General features: G+C 69.2%; 19 protein-coding genes. 10 read left to right on the forward strand and 9 right to left on the reverse strand.

Features of this window, described 5'->3' with window-relative positions; translation table 11 throughout:
- Nucleotides 1-39: 39 nt before the first annotated feature.
- From ABZS97_RS23530 to ABZS97_RS23540, 3 genes are read right to left on the reverse strand one after another with little or no spacing between them, the layout of a single operon-like run.
- Entirely contained in the window at nt 40-975 is a 936-nt protein-coding gene (locus tag ABZS97_RS23530; protein WP_356140287.1) for a MoxR family ATPase, read from the reverse strand.
- On the reverse strand, nt 972-3,050 hold the full coding sequence (locus ABZS97_RS23535; RefSeq protein WP_356140288.1) for a hypothetical protein: 2,079 nt from the start codon (nt 3,048-3,050) through the stop codon (nt 972-974). The genes ABZS97_RS23530 and ABZS97_RS23535 overlap by 4 nt, the downstream gene beginning before the upstream one ends.
- Nucleotides 3,047-4,000: an alpha/beta hydrolase gene (locus ABZS97_RS23540; protein WP_356140289.1), complete on the reverse strand. Its 954-nt coding sequence runs from the start codon at nt 3,998-4,000 to the stop codon at nt 3,047-3,049. Before ABZS97_RS23540 ends, ABZS97_RS23535 begins: the two co-directional genes overlap by 4 nt.
- A gap of 228 nt (nt 4,001-4,228) precedes the next feature.
- Here ABZS97_RS23540 and ABZS97_RS23545 point away from each other — a divergent pair, with 228 nt between their 5' ends.
- The 3 genes from ABZS97_RS23545 (at nt 4,229) to ABZS97_RS23555 (ending at nt 8,289) form a co-directional block, all read left to right on the forward strand.
- Entirely contained in the window at nt 4,229-5,638 is a 1,410-nt protein-coding gene (locus tag ABZS97_RS23545) for a hypothetical protein (protein WP_356140290.1), read from the forward strand.
- Nucleotides 5,639-5,788: 150 nt separating this feature from the next.
- Nucleotides 5,789-7,054 (forward strand): MoxR family ATPase, encoded by a 1,266-nt coding sequence (locus tag ABZS97_RS23550; RefSeq protein WP_356140291.1) that lies wholly within the window; start codon nt 5,789-5,791, stop codon nt 7,052-7,054.
- On the forward strand, nt 7,051-8,289 hold the full coding sequence (locus ABZS97_RS23555; RefSeq protein WP_356140292.1) for a VWA-like domain-containing protein: 1,239 nt from the start codon (nt 7,051-7,053) through the stop codon (nt 8,287-8,289). The genes ABZS97_RS23550 and ABZS97_RS23555 overlap by 4 nt, the downstream gene beginning before the upstream one ends.
- An 88-nt stretch (nt 8,290-8,377) precedes the next feature.
- Here ABZS97_RS23555 and ABZS97_RS23560 read toward each other — a convergent pair whose 3' ends face one another.
- Nucleotides 8,378-9,379 carry a zinc-binding dehydrogenase gene (locus ABZS97_RS23560; protein WP_356140293.1) on the reverse strand — a complete coding sequence of 334 codons (1,002 nt, stop codon included), beginning with the start codon at nt 9,377-9,379 and terminating at the stop codon, nt 8,378-8,380.
- A gap of 304 nt (nt 9,380-9,683) precedes the next feature.
- On the opposite strand from ABZS97_RS23560, the gene ABZS97_RS23565 reads away from it, so the two are divergent.
- On the forward strand, nt 9,684-10,727 hold the full coding sequence (locus ABZS97_RS23565) for a hypothetical protein (RefSeq protein ID WP_356140294.1): 1,044 nt from the start codon (nt 9,684-9,686) through the stop codon (nt 10,725-10,727).
- Between the two features lie 32 nt (nt 10,728-10,759).
- On the opposite strand, the gene ABZS97_RS23570 is transcribed toward ABZS97_RS23565, so the two are convergent.
- The gene (locus ABZS97_RS23570) at nt 10,760-12,529 is read right to left on the reverse strand and encodes a serine/threonine-protein kinase (protein WP_356140295.1); all 1,770 of its coding nucleotides are present in this window, start codon (nt 12,527-12,529) and stop codon (nt 10,760-10,762) included.
- Nucleotides 12,530-12,630: 101 nt separating this feature from the next.
- On the opposite strand from ABZS97_RS23570, the gene ABZS97_RS23575 reads away from it, so the two are divergent.
- A complete protein-coding gene (locus ABZS97_RS23575; RefSeq protein WP_356140296.1) occupies nt 12,631-12,831 on the forward strand; it encodes a hypothetical protein in 201 nt (66 codons plus the stop codon).
- A 12-nt stretch (nt 12,832-12,843) separates the two neighbouring features.
- On the opposite strand, the gene ABZS97_RS23580 is transcribed toward ABZS97_RS23575, so the two are convergent.
- Both ABZS97_RS23580 and ABZS97_RS23585 read right to left on the reverse strand, forming a co-directional pair.
- The gene (locus ABZS97_RS23580) at nt 12,844-13,323 is read right to left on the reverse strand and encodes a hypothetical protein (RefSeq protein ID WP_356140305.1); all 480 of its coding nucleotides are present in this window, start codon (nt 13,321-13,323) and stop codon (nt 12,844-12,846) included.
- A gap of 145 nt (nt 13,324-13,468) precedes the next feature.
- Nucleotides 13,469-14,776: a phosphatase PAP2 family protein gene (locus tag ABZS97_RS23585; RefSeq protein WP_356140297.1), complete on the reverse strand. Its 1,308-nt coding sequence runs from the start codon at nt 14,774-14,776 to the stop codon at nt 13,469-13,471.
- 636 nt (nt 14,777-15,412) lie between these two features.
- Here ABZS97_RS23585 and ABZS97_RS23590 point away from each other — a divergent pair.
- On the forward strand, nt 15,413-17,227 hold the full coding sequence (locus ABZS97_RS23590; protein ID WP_356140298.1) for an RICIN domain-containing protein: 1,815 nt from the start codon (nt 15,413-15,415) through the stop codon (nt 17,225-17,227).
- 267 nt (nt 17,228-17,494) lie between these two features.
- Here ABZS97_RS23590 and rph read toward each other — a convergent pair whose 3' ends face one another.
- Nucleotides 17,495-20,092: a rifamycin-inactivating phosphotransferase gene (gene rph, locus ABZS97_RS23595; RefSeq protein WP_356140299.1), complete on the reverse strand. Its 2,598-nt coding sequence runs from the start codon at nt 20,090-20,092 to the stop codon at nt 17,495-17,497.
- A gap of 699 nt (nt 20,093-20,791) precedes the next feature.
- Between rph and ABZS97_RS23600 the strand changes: the two genes are divergently transcribed.
- The 3 genes from ABZS97_RS23600 to ABZS97_RS23610 are packed head-to-tail and all read left to right on the forward strand — an operon-like array spanning nt 20,792 to nt 21,584.
- Nucleotides 20,792-21,073: a hypothetical protein gene (locus tag ABZS97_RS23600; RefSeq protein ID WP_356140300.1), complete on the forward strand. Its 282-nt coding sequence runs from the start codon at nt 20,792-20,794 to the stop codon at nt 21,071-21,073.
- 43 nt (nt 21,074-21,116) lie between these two features.
- On the forward strand, nt 21,117-21,350 hold the full coding sequence (locus ABZS97_RS23605) for a hypothetical protein (RefSeq protein ID WP_356140301.1): 234 nt from the start codon (nt 21,117-21,119) through the stop codon (nt 21,348-21,350).
- Nucleotides 21,351-21,368: 18 nt separating this feature from the next.
- On the forward strand, nt 21,369-21,584 hold the full coding sequence (locus ABZS97_RS23610) for a hypothetical protein (protein WP_356140302.1): 216 nt from the start codon (nt 21,369-21,371) through the stop codon (nt 21,582-21,584).
- Nucleotides 21,585-21,692: 108 nt separating this feature from the next.
- On the opposite strand, the gene ABZS97_RS23615 is transcribed toward ABZS97_RS23610, so the two are convergent.
- Nucleotides 21,693-22,568, reverse strand: coding sequence for a sigma-70 family RNA polymerase sigma factor (locus ABZS97_RS23615; protein WP_356140303.1), 876 nt, complete (start codon nt 22,566-22,568; stop codon nt 21,693-21,695).
- An 86-nt stretch (nt 22,569-22,654) separates the two neighbouring features.
- Here ABZS97_RS23615 and ABZS97_RS23620 point away from each other — a divergent pair, with 86 nt between their 5' ends.
- Complete coding sequence (locus ABZS97_RS23620; RefSeq protein ID WP_356140304.1) at nt 22,655-23,113, forward strand: carboxymuconolactone decarboxylase family protein; 459 nt, start codon at nt 22,655-22,657, stop codon at nt 23,111-23,113.
- The last annotated feature ends 55 nt before the right edge of the window (nt 23,114-23,168 follow it).

Below are 23,168 nucleotides of genomic sequence, written 5' to 3' on the forward strand. Positions count from 1 at the left end.
ACCGCCCGGGCCAGCGGACCCGACGTCCGGGAAGGCCCTTCAGGCACGGGACAACTCGCGCAGGACCAGATTCATGACCTCCTGGGTCTCCTCTCCGCCCGGGGCGCTGCCGCCGGTCAGCAGGTGCACCGCGTTCAGCAGCTGGTCGATGGCGAGGGTCTGGCCCTCCGCGACCCGTGCGACGAATTCCGTGACGAGCGCGTAGACCTGCGGGGAGCTCCCCGCGTCCCCGTCGATCCCCAGGTGGGCGTCGACGATCCGGAGCAGTGTCTCGGCGGTCGGCAACGGCATGACGTAACGGATACAGCGCCGCAGAAAGGCGGGAGGAAAGTCGCGTTCGCCATTGCTGGTCATCACGATGAACGGGAAGGCGCCGCACTGCACGCGTCCGCGCTCCACCCAGCTGCGCTCGGCACTCCCCCATTCGCGTACCAGGACCTCGGTCTCCCGGTAGCGGGCGAGTTCGGGAATCTCGAACTCGCCCCGTTCCAGTACGTCGAGCAGATCGCTCGGCAGGTCCAGGTCGCCCTTGTCGATCTCGTCGATGAGCAGCGCACGGGGGCGAGGGCCAGGAAGCAGTGCGGTCCCGAGCGGCCCCAACTGCAGGAAGGGGGTGATGTCGTCGCTGCCGCCGGGGCCGTCCAGCCGCTGCGCATGGATGCGGCCGAGCGCGTCGTAGCGGTACAGCGCGTCCGTCAGCGTGCTGCGCGAGGTGATGTGCCAGCGCAACACCTCACCGAGCTTGAGCTCCGCGGCGACCTGCTCGATCACCGTGGACTTTCCGGATCCTGCCGGGCCGGTGATCAGGAGCGGCCTGCGCAGCGCCAGTGCCGCGTTGACCGCGCCGACCAGACCGGACGGCGGCTGGAACTGCCGGTGCACGGCCTGCCGAGGGAAGGTCCGCCACGGGGGTGGCTCGCCGAGGTCGACGTCGCGTGGCGTGCCGTCCCCGACGTAGAAGGGCTGCCAGGTCATGCGGAGTTCTCCCTCTTGGTAGTGAACTGCCCGAACCAGTCGCAGAAGTCGAGCCACTCGGTGTCGTGCCACACCGTGCGCCACTGGGCCAGATGCTCCCGGCCTTCGAGCCCCTCCTGTGCGTTCTGCCCCCAACTGCAGCGATACGCCTCACAGAACTCCGCGGGCAGGAGATGCCAGTACTTGTCGAGGCTGTCCTGGAATCTGCCCGGAACGCAGTCGTCGACGCCCGGCCAGAGCACAATCGGGGCGTACTCCAGAAGTGCTTCCATCACCCGCTCGAACTGCGGCGGCCGATGGTTCAGAGCAAGCGCCCGCGGGTACACCCCGTTCCCGAGCCGTTTCCGCAGTTTTTCGAGCTCTCCGGTGTCCTGCTCGCCGAGCCAGTCCACGGGCGCGCCGCCGGGGTTGCAGGCGTCCATCGCCTCCAGTTTTTCCCTGGCCCGTACGTTGATCCGCCACAGATGGTCCGGCGGGCACAGCCGCTCGCTCCAGCGCAGTACGACATCATGCTCGGCGCCCAGGGGTTCCCTGACGTCGGCCTCCTCGGGGCGCCAGCGCAGCAGCAGGGCGGCGGGGGCGGCGATCTCCACCCGCCGCAGCCGGGCGCCGATCTCCTTCGCCTTGGGGGTCGCCCATTTCAGTACGTCGGTGAGCCGCTGCTCGACAGCTGCGGGGTCGGGCCTGCACTCGAAATCGCGGTCGGCGTAGGCCTTTCCCCGGTCCAGCAGCCATGCTTCGAGGACGGAGGGCCACAGGTCACCGGCTGCGACGCGCAGGATGATGATGAGGCGCACCCGGGTTCTGACATCCTTGTTCGCCAGTTTCGCGAACTCGTCGACGAGTTCGACCTCGGCGCCCACGGTGCGCGCCCAGGCCCTGAGCTCCGGCCGGTTCTCGTCGAACCCGTCCTCGACGGCCAGCGCGGCGACGAACGCCGCCAGCGAGGTCGTGCGTGTCCCGTCGCCGCGCGGTGCCCTGAGCCGCAGAAACTCCACGGCGTCCCGTCGCAGCGTGCTGCCGGAGGTGTCCGGCAGCCGGGTCGCCGATCGTCCGGCGGCCCACCACAGGGCACGCTGCAGCCGCTCGGACCCCAGCGGCTCACGCCCGGGCCAGGAAGCGAGCAGGTCGATGGTGCACAGGCCGTCCATCACCCCCTTGATGACGCGCAACGCCCATGCCAGAGCGATGGCGTTGTCCGACGAGCGCTCCCGCAGCAGGCGGCGCAACGTCTCCAGCGAGTCGGGTCCGGTCATCGGCTCCATCAGAAGCTCGGAGCATCCGAGCGGAGCCACGGCCAGTTCCAGTTCCTCGGTCGCGACGGGCCCGAGCACCGATCCGCCGCGCAGACGGTGGCTCGCGTTCCGCGAGAGCCACGGCCGCTCCCCCTGCCGGGCCCCGTCGTACTCCACCCGCCGCGCGTCCTGCCCCGGAGCCTTGAGCCGTACGGCGTCCAGGACCGCGTCGGCGCGCAGGAACTCACCCCCGTCGCCGACACCCCCCGTGAGCACCTGGACGAGGCCCCGGGAGAACGCGAGACGGTAGGCGGTCTGGGCCGCGCCGACCGACATCAGCAGGGAGAGCCGGGCCGCGCCCTGACGCACCCCGCCGTCCAGCGCGCGGAGGTCGGGCACCGCTCCGCCGGCGTGACAGGTGTCGACGACGGCGAACACTCCGGGCAGACCCGGTGTCTCCAGGACCTGGGTCAGCAGCTCGCCCACGTTCACGGCGGTGGCGATCTCGTCGGGGCGGGAGTTGCCCGCCATCAGGTAGAGGGTGGAGTTGCGGCCGGGGGTGATGCCGTGCCCGATCAGCACGAGGACCAGTACGGCTCCGTCCTGCCCGGCCCGTTCGGCCGCGCCCCGGATCGCGGCTTCGATCCGCGCCTGGTCGACCGCTTCGCCGTACAACAGCGAAGGTGTGGCCTCGAAGCCTTCCGCGCACCCGCCTCGCCACTGGTCGGTGAGCAGTTTGTGCAGCGCCCCGGACACCTCTTCCAGCTCGTCGAGCAGCCCCAACTCCGGGCACTGCGGGGCGATGACGAGCACGTGGCGGCCCCGGGCCGGGGTTGTCATGGCTGCGTGGCATTCTCGATCGCCTCGACGAGGCGGCCCGCCACGGCTGGTTGTGCCAGGTATTTGACGGCGGGGTGCACCCACGCTCCGTTCGAGTCGACGCGGTCACTGACGGGCAGGACCGCCTCGCCGTTGGGCCGGACGGCCTTCTCCAGCAGGGGCGCCCCGACGATGAGGTCGTCGCGATCCCAGAAGTTGAGCCATCTGGCGACCGGCCGGGGAACCGCCACGGGCTGGGGCCTCATCCGGGCGCGCACCGCCGTGCGCAGGCCGATCGGCGAGCCGAGCGTCACCAGCAGGGGGATCTGACCCTCGTACGACTGCAGCGTCTCCAGCGCGACAACGGTGCCGAGTGAGTGCGCGACGACAAGCGTGGGGCCCGCGGGGTCGAGGGCCTCCTCGACGCGGCCGCGGATGCGTACGTCCAGGGACAGTCCCTCCTCGTCGGGCTCGCCGCGGCGCAGATAGCGGGCCACCTGGCGCAGCTGGCCGACCATCAGGCCCGCGCTGGCCCAGCGTCCGAAGGTCCGCAGCCCGGGCAGCGCCAGCAGCGTGTTGGCGGCGGTGAGCACCTGCCGTGCACCGGAGCCGGCGCCTTGGGAGCCGCCTTCGGGGGAGAGTTGAGCCCGGGCGTGGTGCAGGGTTGCGGCGTCGTCGTGCGGTGTGGGGTCGGCCAGCCGCTCGTCGATGGACTCCAGCAGCAGCGCGGCGACGGTGTCGTCCTCATCCGTCGCTTCCGGCGCGTCTCCCTGCGCCTGCGGTGGACCGAACAGATCCCCGTAGTAGGCGAATCGCGCGTCCGCGGCCCAGCCCTGCACGAGGTCGAGGACCCGGCGGGAGTGGCCGGCGCGACGGGCCCCATCCGCCAACGCCCGTTGCCAGACGTCGAGTTCGGCGGCCGGATCCCGCAGGCCGCCGATGCCGTGGACGAACACCAGCCGAGGCTTCATGATCCCCCCGCAAGCCCCCGCCCGGGTCCTCCGGGCACGCTGTTCAGATTAGCAACTCCGGTGCTGACAGCACCCCTTGTGGAACAGGATCCGAAGCGTCCGCAGGACAGCCCGTGGCACTCCGCGGGAAAATTCCTGGCAGATCGAGAAGAGGAGCGTTACGATCACGGCGATGAAGACTCCTTCTGCCAGCAGATTGGGGGCCCCGTCCGCTCAAGGTGAGTGCTGATGCTCACTGACACCGCGAATCGGGACTCCCGTATTTCCCTGTGGCTGCGCGTGCGCGAGTTCGCCGTGCCGCCCTCGATGATCGAGACCGCTACCGCCCGCCGTTGTGCCGGCGACTGGGCGGGAGCGTGTGCCGCCGCAGGCATCGACGTCGATCTGGACCTGCGTTCCGTGGCGCGCGCTCGTGGCCAAGGCCTCGCGTCCCAGCTCCGGGCCGATCTCCGCCATCTGGCGCCCGACCTGCTGCGCTGGCACATGCCGAGGATCGCTCCCGACGGGCTGCTGCGCCCTGGCCTGACCCTCGCCCTGGCGCGCTACGACACAGGCGGTCGGCGTGGCGCGGGTCCGGTGCACCTCGTGGCCCGCACTCCCCCGGCCTGGGCCGATGCCGGCCAGCGCATCAGCCTCGCGCTGTGGGACGGATCCCGCTCCGAGGCCGGTGCACACCGCCATCCGCATCCCCACCCCAACCGGCGGTTCCGGCTCGACCTGCACCGCCATCTGTGGGACGCGCGCAAGGCCGGTGAGCTGCGGACACGGTCGGGGGCCGACCGGCTGCCCGCCGACGGCCCCGCTGTGCCGGACCCGGATCCACTGTGGCCGGGGCCTCAGGAGCGCCCCTGTGCCGTCGACCGATGGGCGGCCGAAGCGGGGATCGTGCTGGGCGCCGAGGGCCGGTCCAGCGGCACGGTCACCGTGCGGCTCGGTGGCCGGCGTCGGCTGGCCCTGGACCTGGTCCCGGACGGCGACGGTGTGGGGCCACCCGTGCTGCGGATCTCGACGGCATCCACCGGTGGCGCCGGCGCGGCGCTACCGGTCCTGCCCGACGCGGCGACCTGGGTGCCACCCGACCTCGAACTGATCCGCTCCTGCCTGATCGACGCCGATCGGCTGCACCCGTTGGTCGCCTCGGCTCTCGTACCAGGTCATACGCCGACCGCGTCGACCCGGCACCCGGAACCGGCACGGCAGCCACATCTCGTGGAATGCCGGGGAGCCCGGCACCGCATCGGCCTGGTCGACGGCGTCCTGGCACCCCTGGACCACGAACCGGCCGAGATCAGGCGGGAGGAACTGCTCGCCGCGCTGACGGGTACTCCGCTGCCCTGCCTCCAGGCCATCGATGCGGCGCACCGCCGGCCGGACTGTCTCGCCGGTGTCCGCGAACGCCTGGACCACGGCGACACCGCCGGCGCACTGGCCGTCGTCGAGGGCCTGCTCGGTCCCGAAGCGGTGCTGCGCAGCGGCGCGCTGCAGGACGAACTGCAGTGGGCCGCGGAGCGACGCATCACCTACGGACTGTTCAGGGCGGGGCTGGTCGGCCCCGGGCCCCGATCCGGCCGCAACCTCGACGGTCCGTCCCGCCCCCACAACCACCGTTCGCACCCTCGGCACACCACCGGTCGCTGACCCGGAACGGTCCACCGTCTCGCACGCCCCTCTCCCATGCGCCCCTCCCACGCGCTCGCCCGTTCGTTCACGCATTCATCCATGCATTCATCCATGCATTCGCTCGCTCATTTGCTCGCTCATTCGTCACGAATCCAAAGGTGATCTGACTTGCTCAAGCACGCCCCGCTCCCTCAAACCAGCCCCCTTTCCTTCCCCCCTCAGGCCTCCCAACTCGACGTCGCCGGCGAGTTGCTGTCCCTGCTGCGCGACGCCACCACCGAACCGCGTCCCGACATCCAGCTGGAAGCCCTGACCCTCACCGTGGCCGCCGACCTGCCCGTGCTGCTGTGGGGTGAGCCGGGGATCGGCAAGACCGCGGCCCTGACCCAGCTCGCCGCGTCCCTTGACCTCCCGCTGACCACGGTGATCGCCAGCGTGCACGAACCGTCCGACTTCTCCGGCCTGCCCATCGTCGGAGACGACCCCGCCGAACAGGGTGTCCCCATGGCTCCGCCGGACTGGGCCGTGCGACTGGTGCGCGCCGGGCGGGGCCTGCTGTTCCTCGACGAACTCTCCACCGCGCCACCGGCCGTGCAGGCCGCCCTGCTCCGGCTCGTGCTCGAAAGGCGCATCGGCGCACTCCAACTGCCGCCCGGCGTACGGATCGTGGCCGCCGCCAACCCCCGTTCCTCGGCGGCCGACGGCTGGGAGCTGAGCCCGCCGCTGGCCAACCGGTTCGTCCATCTCCAGTGGACCCACGACCACGAGGTCGTCGTACGCGGCCTGGGCGGGACCTGGCCCCGGGCCACGCTGCCGCGGCTCGACCCGGAGAAGTTGCCGGAGGCCGTGGACTTCGCCCGCCGCGCGGTGTGCGGGCTGCTCTCCGCCCGCCCCGGCCTCGTACACCGGCTGCCGAACAGCGAAACGCGTCGGGGCGGCCCGTGGCCGTCCCCGCGCAGCTGGCAGATGACGCTGTCCCTCATCGCCTTCGCGACCGCGGCCGGATCCTCCCGGGAAGTGCTGTCCCTCCTGGTCAGGGGAACGGTGGGGGACGGCCCGGGGCTGGAGTTGCTGGCCAGTCTCGACCGGATGGACCTCCCGGACCCCGAGACGCTCCTCGCCGACCCGGCCGGTGCCGAACTCCCCGAGCGCGGGGACCTCCGCCAGGCCGTGCTCGACGGTGTGGTGGACGCCGTCCGCAAGCGCCCGGAGAAGTCCCGCTGGGACGCGGCGTGGACACTCCTGGTCCGGGCGGTCGAGACCGGCGCCCCGGACCTCGTGGTCGTCCCCGCGACCACCCTCGCCACGCTCCGCCGCGAGGACTGGGATGTTCCGGCGACCATCGAGCGGCTCGCCGGAGTGGTGTCCCTGTCCCGGCGGGCCGACCGCGTCGCGGACCGGTCCGCGGCACTGACCGCCAAGGCAGGCCGATGACCGAGGACGCACTGGAGGCACTCGACCTCGACAAGCTGTTCGCCGCCAGGCTGCACGCCGCTCGGGCCCGGCCCTACCTGGCGACGGCCCTGTTCGCCCTCCACACGGTCGCATCGCGGCAGGTACCGACGATGGCCGTCGACCGGCACTGGCGGTGCTACGTCTCGCCCTCGTTCGTGGACCGCATGCCGGTGGAGGAACTGGCCGGGGTGTGGGTGCACGAGGTGTCGCACCTGCTGCGCGACCACCACGGCCGCAGCGACCGGGTCGCGCGCGAACGCGGGCTCACAGGGCCTGGGGACCGGCTGCGGATGAACATCGCCGCGGACTGCGAGATCAACGACGACGCGTTCGGCGAGGGACTGGTCCGGCCCGAAGGCGCTGTCGAGCCGGGGTCGTTGGGGCTGTCCGCGGGCGAGCTCATGGAGGACTACCTCCGCCAGTTCCGGCTCGGAGTGCACACGCAGGACCTGGCGTGGCTGGACTGCGGCAGCGGCGCCGACGGACTGGACCGGGAGTGGGAGCTGGGGCCGGACGGCGCGTACGGGCTCAGCGCACAGGAACGGGACGCGGTGCGGTTCCGGGTGGCGCAGGGCATCACCGCCCGTCCGGGCAACACCCCGCAGCAATGGAAGCGGTGGGCGGAGGAGGCGTTCCACCCGCCGCAGCCCTGGCGGGAGTTGCTCGGCGCCGCCGTCCGCTCGGCGACCGGCTCAGGAACCGGCGAGGACTACACCTACGGCCGTCCGTCGCGCCGCTCGGCCGGGCTGCCCGGCGTCGTACTGCCCAGCCTGCGGCGCAGACCGCCTCGCGTCTGCGTGGTCATCGACACCTCCGGATCGGTCAGCGACGCCGAACTGGGCAGCGCGCTCCTGGAGGTTGCCGCCATCTCCCGTGCCGTGGGCGGCCGCCGCGACCTGATCACCGTACTGCCGTGCGACGCGGCGGCACGGATCGTGCACCCCCTGTGCCGCGGCGAGGGCATCCCGCTGATGGGCGGTGGGGGTACGGATCTGCGCACGGGCTTCGCCAAGGCCCTGCGCACCGGCGCCCCACCGGACGTCATCGTGGTCCTCACCGACGGGCAGACCCGATGGCCCGCATCTCCCCCGCCGTGCCGGACGGTGGTGGGCCTCTTCCCCCGGCCGAACAGGTACCGGCCGCAGGACGAGGACGACCCCGACTACGCACCTGACTCACCGCCCGCGTGGGCGCGGGTGGTGACGATCGGGTGAGCACCGGAACGGCCCGCCTCGATGGTGGCCGTCCCGGAGTCGCGGATGCGGTCCGCGAGCACGGCGATCTCAGCGAGGAGCAGCGGCACTAATGCCGGACGCGGACGACGAGTTTGCCGGTGGCGCGGTCGTGCTCCATGTCGTCGTGGGCCTGTGGCACCTGCTCCAGGCCGTCGTAGACGCGGTCCACGGGGAAGGCCAGCCGGCCGGCCGCGACCGCGTCGAGGATCTCCTGGAAGGCTTCCCGAGGCAGGTCGGCGGCGTCGCCGAAGTAGCCCGCCAGGCGCACGCCCTTCGGCAGGTACTCGTTCGGGGAGAAGTCCCGCACCGTCCACTGGTTGGAGAGGCTGCCGCCGAAGCAGGCCGTGCCGTGCACCCGCACCGCGCGCAGAGTGTCGGGCAGGGTCGGCGTGCCGACAAGATCAAGGGCGGCGTCGACGCCGTCCGGGTACAACTCGCGCACGGCGGGCGCGACCTCACCGGTGTCGAGCAGAGGATGGTCGACACCGTGCTCCTTCAGTGAGGCGAGGCGGCCGGCCTGCCGGGTGGTGGACAGCACCGTGGCACCGCGCCACGTGGCCAGCGCGGCGGCTGCCAGGCCCACCGAGGAGGTGCCGCCGCGGATCAGCACGGACTGACCGGGCTTCAGGTCCAGGCCGATGGTGAGCGAGCCGTGGGCGGTCTGCACCATCTCAGGCAGAGCACCGAGCACCTCCCAGGGCAGATCGGTGTCGACGGGGATGACCTGGGACAGCGGCACCGACGTGTATTCGGCATAGCCGCCGTCGTACGTGCGCCCCATGTCCCCCATCATCGCGACGACCTTCTGCCCGGGAGCCAGCCCGCTGCCGGCCGGGGCCGCGTCGACAGTGCCGGCGGCCTCGATACCCGGCACCCGGGGAAAACTGACGCCCACGCTCACACCCAGCCGAAGCTTCAGCTCCGAGCGGTTGAGGCCGAACGCCTCGACGCGGATGCGCACCCAGCCGTCCCTTTCGGGCGGGAGCGGGAGCGTGGTCAGTCTCAGGTTGTCCACGGGGCCGGGGGCGGAGAGCCGTACGGCACGCATGGTGGTGGGCGAGGACGTCATGGGCCCGCCTTCTTCCCGGGTAGGGGTCGGAGAGTCGGTCAGCGGTGGTCAACATGCGGCCGCCGCGGTTTCATTCCCGAGTCGCCCCGGGTTTCCTCCTGTTGAGATTCACCGTCGTCCGCCGGCCGCCCTGGCCCTGTATTCGAAATGGACCGCATATCCAGTTGGGCGCGCCGGCGCATAATCGCCCAGATCTCTGGAAACATAACCCAGGAGAGAGCCGTTGAGTGGCACTCGGGAGAGTAGTGGTTGTGGGCCGCGCAATGCAGGCTGCGGCGTCAACTCTCCAGGTGAAGGAGAGCACATGGGGATCGGTAATCAACTCAGAGAGTGGGCGGAACGCAACGTCGGTGCCGCCGAGAGCGATGACGCGGTCGTCGTCAAAACCACGCGGTATCTACGGCTGTCAATGATCGTGCTGGTGATCGGCCTCGCCGCAGCGATCCTCACCGAGTACTCGAAGTCTCACCTGAAGGGCGGCGGCAGTGGGCACTGCTGGCAGCCTTCGATCAGCGCGTACTACTACACACCTGTGCAGTTGGTCTTCGTCGGTGCCCTGGTCGCGATCGGCATCACTCTCATCGTGCTGAAGGGCAGCACCGAACTCGAGGACGTCTTCCTGAACTTCGCGGGAATCCTCGCGCCGGTGGTCGCCTTCGTTCCGACGCCGAATGTCGGTGAGTGCGGGTCGGTCCTCACCGACACCGCCAACCGGGGTGTCAACATCAGCAACAACGTCACCGCGCTGCTCATCATGGCCGGTGTCGCGCTCGCGGTCCTGGCCCTGCTGAAGTGGTTGGACCAACCGGCGACCAGTCCTCCGGGATTGAAGGCGCCCAAGGATGAGGCGTTGGCGCACCGGATCGCCATGCTTGGCTATGTCGCGGTGGGGGCTCTCTACATCGCAGCACTGGCCCTCTTCCTGCTCAACCGCCCATTGTTCAACGCCAAAGCGCACTGGGGTGCCGCGATCACGATGTTCGCGTTCATCATCCTTGCGGTGATCAACAATGCAATCAACTTCTATTTCACACGGAAGCAAGTTGAGGCAGAGCAGGCGGCAAACAGTACGGCCGACGGCTCCAAGGCCGCAAAACCACTCAACCGCTACGCGGTGATCGCGGCCTTGATGGTCGCCACACCGTTCGCGGTGGTGCCCTGGGCCGGCGACTACAAAGCGATCTGGCTTGAGGCAATTCTGATCACACTGTTCACGGCCTTCTGGGTGATTCAGACCCAGGAGCTGTGGAATCACGGACTGCGCACTCCGGAAGGCGTCCTCGCCACTCTTCAAGAGCCGCAAGGAGCCCCACGAAACGACATCCCCGGGCCGGATCACGCACCTTGATCGGTCACACAGAGCGCCGTATTTGGCGGCGGTCAGGACTTCCGTACGTACTCCGCCGGTTCTGCGTCCGCCGCCATGCTGTACAGCAGCAGATGGCCGTCGCGGCCGACCGTGAGAAAGACCGAGTCGGGCTGGCGGCAGCCCTTGCCCGACTGAGCGGTGTACATCGCCGGACTGAGCGCCAGCACCGGGGACACCGCGCCGATGACGAAGGTGCTGTCGCAGTACTGCTCCGTGCCGTCATCCATGCCCGCCGTGACCGACATCCGCACCAGACGGCCACCGATCGGACCCTGAGCGATCCGGATCAACTCCTTCTCCCGATATGTCTCGTTGGCCGGCACCCAGGTGCCGACGTACTGGTCCGGCACCGCGTCCCGGCCCCCGGCCGACCGGTAGAAATCGGCCGTCAGGCCCCCGGACTTCCACACCAGTACGTCCCGCGACCGCACCTTGAGGGTCTGCTCGGAGAGCGGCGTGCAGCTTCCCTGCGGCACCCTCGCGGTCACCTGGCCCTTGCCGACGACCAGTGTGTCGGCGTCCGCGGAGAGCAGCTTGCTGCGCCCTGTGCACTGCGCGTCGCCGTCGGTGTCGATGTACGCGGCGGCCTTGTCGCCCGTCCTGCCCGGTGAGATCTCCAGCCGCAGCACCCGTTTCGGCAGGTCGGAATCGCCCTCGACCACGCCTTCCCAGGCGCCGACGAACTCGTCCGGGACGCCCGGCTCGGCGCTCGGCGACGCCGAGTTCGAGACCGCCGCGGGTGCGCCGCCCGTCGCGGGGTCCTTCTCACCGTCGTCATGCAGCGCCAGCACCGTACCCGTGGCCACCGCGGCGAGCGCCACCGCTGTGGCGAGGGCCGGCCACCGCCGCCGCGTGGACCGCGTCGGCGTCGGCGAGCCCTGAGGCGGTGTCTCCGCGGTGAGCATCCGGGCGGCGACTCGGCCGAGTTCGGCCAGCAACTCCGCAGGCAGCCAAGGGCCGTCCGTGTCGGTGCCGGTATGGACAGCGAGCTGCTCGGCCGTGGGCCGCCGCTGCGGGTCCTTGGCGAGACAGGCGGCAATCAGACCGGTGAGCGTCTGTGGTACCCCGGTGAGGTCCGGCTCCTCCTCGGCGATACGGAACATCAGCGCGTGCAGCCCCAGTTCGGGGGAACCGAAAGGCAGCCGCCCCGTCGCCGCGTACACCAGCACGGAGCCGAGGCTGAACATGTCCGCGGCCGGCGTCACCCGTTGTCCGCGCACCTGCTCCGGCGACATGAAACCGGGCGAGCCGAGCACGACCCCGGTGGACGTACGCAGACTGCCCGCCACGGTGTCCAGCGCCCGGGCGATACCGAAGTCGATGATGCGCGGCCCGTCGACGGTCAGCAGGATGTTCGACGGTTTGAGGTCACGGTGCACCAGGCCCGCACCGTGGATGGCGCGCAGCGCACGGGCGAGCCGCCCGGCCAAGGCATGCACTGTGGCCTCGGGCAGTGGCCCGTAGCCCGACTCGACGACCTGCTGCAGTGAAGGTCCAGGCACGTACTCGGTGGCCACCCAGGGGGCTACGGCCTCGGTGTCGGCGCCCAGCACCGGCGCCGTCCACTCACCGCCCACCCGGTGCAGCGCGGCGACCTCCTGACGGAACCGGGCCCGGAACTCGGGGACTTCGGCCAACTCGGCCTTGACCACCTTCACCGCGGCGGCCCGCCCGCCCGCGGAACGTCCCAGGAAGACCTGGCCCATACCGCCGACGCCCAGCCTGCCGATCAGCGTGAAGTCCCCCATCCGCCGTGGATCCCCCGGCTCCAGGACCTGCATCCGTGCCCCGCTCTCCCCGTGTGCATCAGCTCGACCTGCGCGGCGGCGACATTACCGGTTCGAACAGAGGTGGCAGTACATGCAGTCGTACCATCTCCTCCATGACGATCGACGTCCTCGCCGAAGACCTCCAACCAGGCGACCTGCTTGAGCTCTCGACCGAGTTCGGTACCCAAATCCTGCGGCTGACCGCTGTGGAACGGCGCACCCACGGCATCAAGTTCATGGGGCGCAACCACCACGGCACCCTCTACTCCAGCGGCATGAAGTACGGCCAGCCGGCGCGGTGCGTTCGGCAGTAGACCTTCCCCATGTCAAGCCGTGTGCTTATGGAGCACGCTGAGGTAGAAGCGGTCATGATGGGGTACGTGGGCGTCGCGACCAGGCGTGCCGAACACCGCGCAGACGTTCGCGGGTTGGGTGAGGATGCTGGATTGCTCTCCGAACGTGAGACGGTCGTTGACGTCGTGGCGGCAACCGGCGTCATCAAGGCCGGAGACCAGGTCTTCTCGGAGTACCGCGGACGGGTAGGACTCGGAGTCCGGCAGGACCAGGGGCGGCAACTTGGCCGTCGAGCCCGGACTCAGACTGATCCAGATTCCGCTCACGAGGCGTTGGGTGATGACCAGCTCCAGGCCGTTCCAGGCATAGGGGTAGCCGTCGATGTCCGGGATCATCCGGATGGCGGGGTGCGGGCGCCCTGGGCCCAGGAGGTCCTCGGCCTCGGTGAGAGGCATACCGCAGTGAAGGGGGCCGATACGGCCGGTCCGGGCGAAGTCGACGAGCACGTCCATCAAGGTCACGACGGTGACTCTGGCATCTCCTCGGGCCGGCCCACACCTGGATAATGCTCAAGGGGTCGGTTGTCCTTCGCCGCAAACGGTCCGCGTCCCGGGTCCGGCCAGGAAGTGTTCGATCCGCGGCCTGAGGCAACAGGCGTCAAACCAGTTCGGGTTGCGGTTCCGGCTGCTGCGCGGGTGCGCTCTTCGGTCGGCGCGGTTCGGCGGTCCGCAGGTAGCCGCTGACCACTGATGCCATCGCCAGAATGAGAAGTGGTCCGAACACCCAGGGGTGTTGGGCCATGCGCATCGGCAGATAGCGGTATGCCAGCAGGAGTGCGGCGAAGACCGTTGTCCCGTAGGCGACCAACTGGATTTGCGGCCGGTCCCAGCCCCGGTCGAGCGCACGCAGCGCTGCCTCGATCGTGAAGGCGAACACCACGCCGGCGATGATGTCCGCGCCGTAGTGGTAGCCGAATCCCAGTGTTGCGCCGAGCGTGGCGATCAGCCAGAAGGTGCCCCCGTAACGCAGAATCCGTGGGGCCCTGCGGGAGTGGATGAAGATCGCGGTAGCCCACGCCGTGTGCAGGCTGGGCATGCAGTTGCGGGGGGTGATCTCGTCGAACGGCATCGGGTGCGGGGTGTGGATCGGCGGGGGTGTGTGCGGCCACAGGTCGGCCAGTGCCCAGTGCCCGCCCCCGGTATCGAAGGCGCCGGCGCCGTAGACGAAGATCGGCCCGACCACCGGGAAGATCATGTAGATGGCCGGCCCGAGGAGGCCGATCACCAGAAATGTGCGCACCAGATGATGGCCCGGAAAGCGACGCTCGACGGCCACGTTGCGCAGCTGGTACAGCGCGACGATGACCGCGGCCACCCCGATCTGGATGTAGACGTAGTCGAGAACATGGGCGCCGATCGGGCCGGTGGCCGCGATGATCCGGCCTGCCAGCCACGACGGGTTGCCCAGCGCGTGATCGGCGGTTGCCACGTACTGGTCGAGCACCATCGGGCGGGTCTTCGAGGTGATGAGCAGCCAGATATCACCGATCTTGCGGCCGGTCACCAACAGCAGGCCCAGTCCGACGCCCTTCAGCAACAGGACGCGTTCTGGGCCGGTGCGGCGCGTGACGGCGATGACCGCGCAACCCAGAATCACCCACAACGCGCCATTGCCGAAGTTCATCCTGGCGTCGAGCGCCCACCGCACCAGGAAGAAGACGAGGTCGATGCCGATCGCGGCACCAGCCGCGATGCACCGTTGCCGCCAGGTGAGCACCACCATCATCAATGCCATGCCGGCGTACAGCAGTGGTCCCGACTTCGGGGCGAAGATCACCTCTCGCGTTTGGTTGGTGATCGGCCCCGGCACGCCGTAGCGACGCGCGGCGATCTCCAGTGCGATGAGGAATCCGAGGGCCGCCACACTCACCGCGGTCCACAGGATCACCCGTGGCTGGCGCCACATGGCGACCACCGTTGTGCGGTTTATTCGCGCAAACGCCCGCGATGCTATAGGTATCAATTCTTTCGACCGATTTATTGGATTGTTGGGCGACCGTTCATGAGTGCGATCATGTTAGCCGAGCGGAGCGGTGGGTTTCACTGTCCGGGAGGTCGCGAAAACCGGCCGGCCGGGCCGACCGCTGTGACCGACACCGGAGCCTTCCCTCGCCTTTGGGTCTGCCCTCCGCCGACCCGGTTCCATGGCCACCGTGGACGGTTCGAGGCCCGTCGTCAACTGCCCGCGGGGCATGCCTCGGAGCAGATCATGTACGGATATGCCGGGTCTATTGTCATCCCCTCCACCCGCGCGCATGCTGTGTCGCACCGCCTCGCCCTACGGGGCGACCGGGGGCTGGGGCAGGGGCAGGGAAGCAGGCGTACGGCGGCCTGAACGCGCCGTCTGCACAGGACGCGCAGTCGGCCGTACGCGATTCGCCACAAGACGCGATGGAACGCGCAGTCAGTCGTACCCGCACGCGCCATGGGGCGTGGCCTCCCGCCATGAGCAAGGACCGGGCACCAACCGACGTGGAGTGGAAAACGCAAGGGGGAGATCGTGGCGGCTGACAGGCACTTACCCGTGCACGGGGGAATCGTCGTGGCACCGGATCCGGCCGAGCCTGGCGCTGCGGCGCCCGAAACGGGTCGCATCGTCCAGCAGTTCGGCCGCGTCGGCATCCTGGAGGCGGCGCCCGGCCAGAGCGACCCGGGCGGCAAAGGCGTGGTGCGCGCCAGCGCCGCCGACCTCACCGAGGCCGACCTGACAGGGCTGTCGGAGGCCGAACACCTGGCAGTCGAGGCGCTGCGGATACGGGAGTCGGCGGCCTTCCGGACCGCGAAACAACAACGTTCCCGGGACGGTGAGTCCTGGGACCTGGGCGACTGTGTCGGAGGGATCGCCCCGACGGAGGCCGGACTTACGGCGGCCGCCGTGTCGGGGCCCACCAGCGCTCGACTCGAAGGCAGCGTCGCGCTGGGAATCGTCTTCGTGAGCGGACCGGGCGAACTGGCCATCTCCGCGGCCGAGAAGACCAAGATCCTCGCGGAGATCCAGGAAGGGATCGGCTGGTACGTCTCCGTCGCACCGGCCACCGTCAGCCTGTTCTTCGCGATGAGCCCCGAGACCGTCGACCTCGACCTGCCCAAGGCCGACCTCGACCTGGACGATCGGGAGAAGTACTGGCTGGACCCCGCCCTGAAATACCTCCAGACACAGACGGTCCTGGAGTACGTGAACGGCCTGCGCACCACGCATGCCACGGAATGGGCCTACTGCGCCTTCTTCACCAAGTACCCGCTCAGGCATCCCGGGTACGCCATGCTGGGCGGCCCCTATCTGGTGATGGACACCTCGGGGAGCACCTGGGGACCGGACAACATCGACCGCGTCTTCGCCCATGAGACCGGGCACATCTTCGGCTGCCCCGACGAGTACGAGAGTGCTCCGTGCGCCTGCGGCCAGCTGTTCGGGCGGTTCAAGGTGCCGAACGGGAACTGCGAGACACGCGCGGTGGGGCGCGGCACCCCGTGCGTCATGAAGGCGAACACCTTCCAACTCTGCGACTACACCCCGAGCCATCTGGGCTGGTCGGTCCAGGGTCCGCTGCTCAACCACAACAGCCTCCAGGTGGCCGACATCGCCAATGCCGGCCGGGGCGACGGGACGACGGCCCTGCAGTGGCCGTACGCCGCCGGCAGCAACCAACGATTCCATCTGCAGGCCGTCGGCCACGGTGAACTCCGCGTGACAGCGGACCACTCCGGAAAGGCACTGACCGTCTCGGGCGGGTCCACGCTGGAGGGCGCGGACGTCGTGCAGTGGGTCTGGGGCAACCGGGATCACCAGCGCTTCACCCTGGAGGACATCGGCGGGGGTGTGTACGCACTCAAGGCCAAGCACTCCGGCATGGTGCTCGACGTCGCCGCCCCGTATGGCAGGCAAGGCAGCAAGCTGGTCCAGTCGACCTACACCGGACAGGCCCACCAGCAGTGGACGTACCGGGGCCAATGGATCATGGCGCTGCACTCCGGCAAGGTCATGGACGTGCGCGGCGGCAGCGTGAACGACGGGACGCCGATCATCCAGTTCTCGCCGGGTGTGGGGGACAACCAGTTGTTCCTGGTGGAAGAGCTGGAGGGCGGCTACGTGCGGCTGGTGGCCGCGCACTGCGGCAAGGTGCTCGACGTGACGGGCGGTTCACAGGCCAACGGGGCCGAACTCATCCTGTGGCCGTGGGGCGGCGGTGACAACCAGAGGTTCAAGATCGTTCCCGTTTCGGACGACCACGTACGTATCGTCGCCAAGCACTCCGGCAAGGTACTTGATGTCCGGGGCTCGTCGGTCGACGACGGTGTCCCGGTCGTCCAGTGGGACTGGAACCTGGGCGCCAACCAGCGCTGGAAGCTGCTGTGAGCCGAGTCCGCCGGGCCGTTCTAGGCCCGGCGGTTCCCGCCAGGCCGTCCTGAAGGTGATCGAGAACGCAGGAAGTGCCTCTGCGCTGGAACGACAGGACGTGCTGAGCGTCCTGTACGTGGCAGCGGAAGAGGCACTTCCCGGGTGAACAACAGTTGCGGCGGGTCACGTCCGCGTATCCGCATCGCGGGCAGCGGTCGTGGGGGCGATCAACTGTTTGGTGTTGTCCGGTCAGAAGCTACGGACAGCGCTTCTCCGTGTGGTCGGTCAAGGCAGGATCTCGATGTACCCGTCGGTTCCGTGCACGCGGATCCGCTGGCCGTCCCGGATCAGCCGGGTGGCCTGCTCCACTCCTACGACGGCAGGCAAGCCGTACTCCCGGGCGATCACCGCGCCATGGGTCATCAGGCCGCCCACCTCGGTCACCAGCCCCGCGACCGCGACGAACAGTGGCGACCAGCTGGGGTCCGTGAAGGTCGTGACCAGGATGTCGCCCGCTTCGAGATCGGCGTCAGCCATGTCGAGGATGACGCGGGCCCTTCCCTCGATGGTCCCGGCGGATACCGGCAGGCCGACCAGGGCGCCGGCCGGCACGTCGTCGCGCCGGTACGCCCCGGTGAGCGCTTCGCCGTCCGAAGTGAGGACCCGGGGCGGTGTGAGCGCCTGGTACGTCCGGAACGCGTCCTTGCGCCGCTGGATGAGCCCGCCGTCCAACTGGTTCGAGCGCACGACGTCGTGGAGTTCCTGGAACGTGAGGTAGAAGATGTCCTCCTTCTCAGGAAGCACCCCTGCCTGCACGAGGCGTTCGGCCTCCCCCAGCAGGGCCTGCTTGTAGACGAAGTAGCGGCTGATGATGCCGTACTTCGGGTACTCCCGGTACCCGATCAAGGTTCGGACCTGGTCGATCATCCGCTTGGTCTCGTCGGCCTTCCGGTCCCCGTCCGGCAGGGCCCGCAGGCGTGACAGCACGTCCTGCTCCTTCTGCTGCGCCTTCTGCCGCCCCTGCTCGAAGCGCCGCTCGGCGGCGCCCGGCTCGAAGTTCCTGACGTTGTCGAGGATCACGGGCACGAGCGTGGTGGGACGCTCGCTCCAACGGGGCCTCGTGATGTCGATCTCGCCGACGCAGCGCATGCCGTACCGGTCGAGGTAGGCCTCGATGGCATCGCGCGCTTCGGTCCCGCCCGCGAACTTCGCCAGCTCGTCCAGGAAGCCCTCGTCATCGACGCGCTGCAGGAACTCCACCACCTCCGGATGGGCTCGGATCACGTCGGCGACGTCGAGGAGCGCCAGTCCCATCTCCGAGGTGACGTTGTCGGGGGCGGACAGGGTGAGCGTGTCAGCCGCGTTCTTCTCGCCCAGCCACTCCTGCAGCTTGTCGTTGAGCCACCACGTGGCTTCCATCCCCGCCATGATCGCCTGAATGCTCAGCGGATCGCTGAGCACCCGCTTGTGCTCCTCGAAGGCCTCCAGCAGGAAGTCGAACAGGGCAGGTCCGGTCTTCGTCCGGATGTCGCGCTCGAGGGCGGCGATGGACGTCCGGCTGCGCTCGATCAGCTCGGGAACACTCGCCGGATCGGGCTCGGTCGGAGCAGACTCACGGCGAGCCGGCGGCCCGCCGGGAGCCGCGTCCGGGAGCGACGGGACGAAATCGCCGCCGTCGAGGACGGTCTCCAGAGCGTCCCTGACCAGCGGATCACCTTTCCCTATGAGGTCCAGGAGGCCGGCGCGGCTCGCGGGCGAGGCCAGGCGGCTGGTGACGTCGACGAACAGCCTCCCTCCGGCCTCGTGCATCGCCACCATGGCCGTCAGCTGCCACATCGAGAACCCCAGCGGCTTCATGGCGTCGGTCATCATCTGCTGATGGCCCACGGAGACGTAGACGTGATTCTCCTGATCGCCTGCCTCGGGGATGGGGTACAGCGTCGTGATCGGCCGGCTCTGAACGATCTGGAAGCCATCGTCGACCAGGCACCATTCGATGTCCTGTGGGCATCCGAAGTGCTCTTCGATCCGCCGCCCGAGCTGTACGAGCCGCAGGGCCTGCGCATCCGTCAGCGCCGGCTCCTCCTGCCGCTGCGAGTCGATCGCCACTTGCTGCGTGCCGCCCGCGGGCAGGGCGTGAATGGCACGCTGTTTCGCGGCGATCGTCTTGGCGACGACTTCGCCGTCTCGCACCTTGAGGACGTCCGGATTGACCAGGCCGGAGACCAGGGCCTCGCCGAGGCCGAAGCCGGCGTCCACGGTGGCGACCTTCCGATTGCCCGTCACCGGGTCGGCCGTGAACAGGATGCCCGACGCATGCGGGAAGACCATCTGCTGCACGACCACGGCCATGTGGACCGTACGGTGGTCGATGCCGTTCCTCCGGCGGTACGTCACGGCCCGCTCGGTGAACAGCGAGGCCCAGCACCGGCTGATGTGCTGGAGGATCGCCGCCTGCCCCACGACGTTAAGGTACGTGTCCTGCTGGCCCGCGAAGGAGGCCGTGGGCAGGTCCTCTGCCGTCGCGCTGGACCGGACGGCGTAGGCGGCTTGCTCACCGTGCCGGGCGAGCGCGCCGGTGATCGCCGCCACGAGATCGCCCGGGATGGCGGCCTCTTCGATGATCCGGCGAATCTGCGCGCTGAGCGTGCGGATCGCCTCCTGGTCGTCCGGGTTCACGCGCGACAGCTGATCGAGCCGATCGTCGATCGACGGCACCTGCGCCATGACCCGTTGGAAGGCAGCCGTCGTCACGCAAAAACCGGCCGGCACACGGACGCCGTCGATCCGCGACAGCCCACCCAGGTGCGCGCCCTTTCCGCCGACGACCGCGAGCTGCGTCCGGTCAACATCTTGAAGACCCACCACGTACGGCTCACTCATCGCGACACCTCCGTGGCAGCCGCGCTCAGTTGCCCCGCACCGGCCGTTCGGATCACCGACGCCTCCCGTCCTGTCGAACCCCTTGTCAGACACATCCTCGTCGCCGGTTGCCTTCCCATCGAGGAGCCGGCCGGCGCGCTCTCCCGCGCGCCCGTCCCGAACGCACGCATGCGCGCTGCCGGTCCCACCACTGGTTCGACGTCACCGCGTCCCTCGTACGTCGACAACAACACAAGCACCTCGTGCCCTCATTTCCGCAGGTTGTGGCATCGGCCGACGATTGTGCGCCCTGACCCGGGCCTTGCGGCAAGCCCCCCAGCGCGCTATAAGTTGAACAGGGTAAGGAGAGCTCTCTCCTTACCCTTGCCTTTTGCCGTCCAAGGGACTGACAACCTTCCGGCTACCGAGGTCGGCGCGAAACGCCGCGTCCTTGAGGGCACAAAGTATCCCGGTCCGTCCGGGACTTGAGCCTGCGTCCGCCGGGACCTGGACCTCATGACGCTCACTTGCTGCGCACGGGAGAGTCAACGGACGCCGGCCGACGGCAGCCGCACCGATGCGCGTGGCGACTGCCGAAGCGGGCCGCTTCACGGGTTACGGCAGCAGGAGACGCTCTGCGTCTCCCCCAGCGCCGTGGCCGCGAGGCGGGCCCGTGGGCCGGCGGCCGGCCCAGGACCAAGGACACAAGGAGAAGCTCTCATGGCAGTGGCCAATGCGGTGGAACTGTCCGGATACATTACGGCGATGGCGGCGTCGGCTCGGGTCGCACAGGCGGTCCTGTCGGCAGGCACGGATCCGATGACGGTGCGTGAGTTCAAGTTCAAGGTGAACATCAGCGCCGACTTCAACATCAACAGCCAGACGGATGTCGGGCTCAACATCTGGGTTCTGTCGATCAAGGAGAAGCTGACGGTCGACTACAAGAGCCACTGGGGCCTGGAAGTCGACTGCACCATCGTCCCGACCTTCGAAACGGTCTGATCGGGGGCCTGTTGTGGCTTCAGAGTTCCTTCCGCTCGATCAGGTGATCGAGATCGTGCACAGTGCGGTGCTGTCAGCCGGCGGACGTCTCGATCAACGGCCGGGCAGCACTCCGTTCGTGCTCGGGGAATGCAGTGCTGCGCTGTCCCTGGAGCTGCGCGCCGACGGGCGGCGGGCTTTGGCTCGCTTCCCTTCCATCGAGGAGAAGGTTCCCCCCGAGTACGTGTCGCAGATCAGGCTCACCTTCCGAGCCGGTCTGCGCCTCGAAGACGGCTGACGGAAGCAGAAAGCGGGCATGACGGTGCAGATACTCCTGGTGGGACTGCGCGGGCCAGGCGGATTCCTGCGCGCCGACAGCGTTCCCCTGAGTGACAGCGACGCTCAGCAGCAGCTGACGGCTGTGGCAGAGGCCAAGAAGGCCGGTCCCGACACGATGTTGCAACTTCCGTGGCTGGTCGTCGCATCGGGTGATGTCGTCTTCGGGCGCCTGGTCCCGATGGGTGGCCCCTGACGGCACAAGCAGTGCATGGTGCCCGGCTGTTGAGGCCGGGCACCATCATGGAACCGTGGAGCCGCGCAGGTGCCGACGCCCTCGATCGACCGTGTCGCCGACGGGGAGTCACACCGGGGCCGGCAGGTCCATGAGCGCAAGTTGGGCCGGGTCGACCACGGCGGTGATCTCGGTGATGAGGCCGTCGGCGACGGTGAAGGCGAGGAGGGACAGCGGGGTGCCGTCTTCCCTCCAGGAGACCACGCCGGGGCGGCCGTTGACGGTCGCCGCATGCCCTCGTGCCGAGCTGCCGGCCAAGCGCGCGCGGGTGGCGACTTCGGTGGCACCGAGCGTGACGAACCGGCCGTTCGGAGCGTGGACGGTGAACTTCACCTCGGGATGGAGAACCTGCAGCAGCTGCTCGAACCGGCCGTCGCGTGCCGCGGCCAGGAAGGCCTGGACCACCTCGCGTTGGTGCCGTCCGGCGCTTGCCGGCTGCTGGGCGGCTTGTAGCTTCCTGCGGGCACGGCTGGCGAGCATTTTCGTCGCGTCTGCGGATTTGCCGATGATGGGGCCGATCTCGCCAAAGGGCACGGCGAACACGTCGTGCAGCACGAACGCCAGTCGTTCGTCAGGGCGCAGCGAGTCGAGGACCGTGAGGAGCGCGAGGCCAAGGGAGTCCCCGAGCGTCACAAGGTCTTCGGGAGCAGGGGCGTCGTCGAGCGTCACGGTGAATTCGGGCAGCCGATCCTCGAAGGAGACTTCTGGGCGCGTCCGGCCCGAGCGCAGCACATCGAGGCTGATGCGCCCGACCACGGTCGTCAGCCAGCCGCCGAGGTTGTCGATGGTGTCGGTGTCCTGGCGGGAGAGACGCAACCACGCCTCCTGGACCACGTCTTCCGCGTCGGCATGAGATCCGAGCATGCGGTAGGCGACGGCGCGGAGCCGGTCGCGGTGGGACTCGAAGGCATCGGCGATCGGGGCCGCGGGATGCGAACCGGGCATGTTGTTACCTCTCTGGAAGCTGCTCCGTCATAGGGATGACGCGCACAGGCGCCGCAACGTAACCCGATGAAGGAGAGCACTCCCCCATGGAAAACCGGCTCAAGAACAAGAACACGAACAACCCCGACGTATGGACCGGGCTCCAGCACCTCCATAAGGCGATCGCCGCCGGGGGCGTCGACCCGAAGCTGCTCGCGCTGGTCCACCTGCGAGCCAGCCAGATCAACGGCTGCTCGGCGTGCGTCCACGCCAGTGCCGCGGGGGGAAAGAAGGCCGGTGACACCGACGAGCGGCTGCACAACGTGGCGGCATGGCGCGAGGCGCCGTTCTACACCGATGCGGAGCGCGCGGCACTGGCGCTGGCCGAGGCCGCCACCCGGTTGCAGGATGGCGCGCTGGGCGTCACCGACGAGATCTGGGAAGAGGTCAACGCCCATTTCACCGAGGAACAGATCGGCGCGATCAACCTGGAGATCGCACTGACCAACTTCTTCAACCGGATCAACCGCACCATCAAGGAACCGGCCGGCAAGACCTGGGGCTGAGCCCGGCGCGGTAGCCATCGTCGGGGCCCCGGTCACGGCGTTTCCGTGACCGGGG

Origin of the sequence: Streptomyces sp. NPDC005485 (assembly GCF_040606085.1) — a bacterium.
GTDB lineage: Bacteria > Actinomycetota > Actinomycetes > Streptomycetales > Streptomycetaceae > Streptomyces.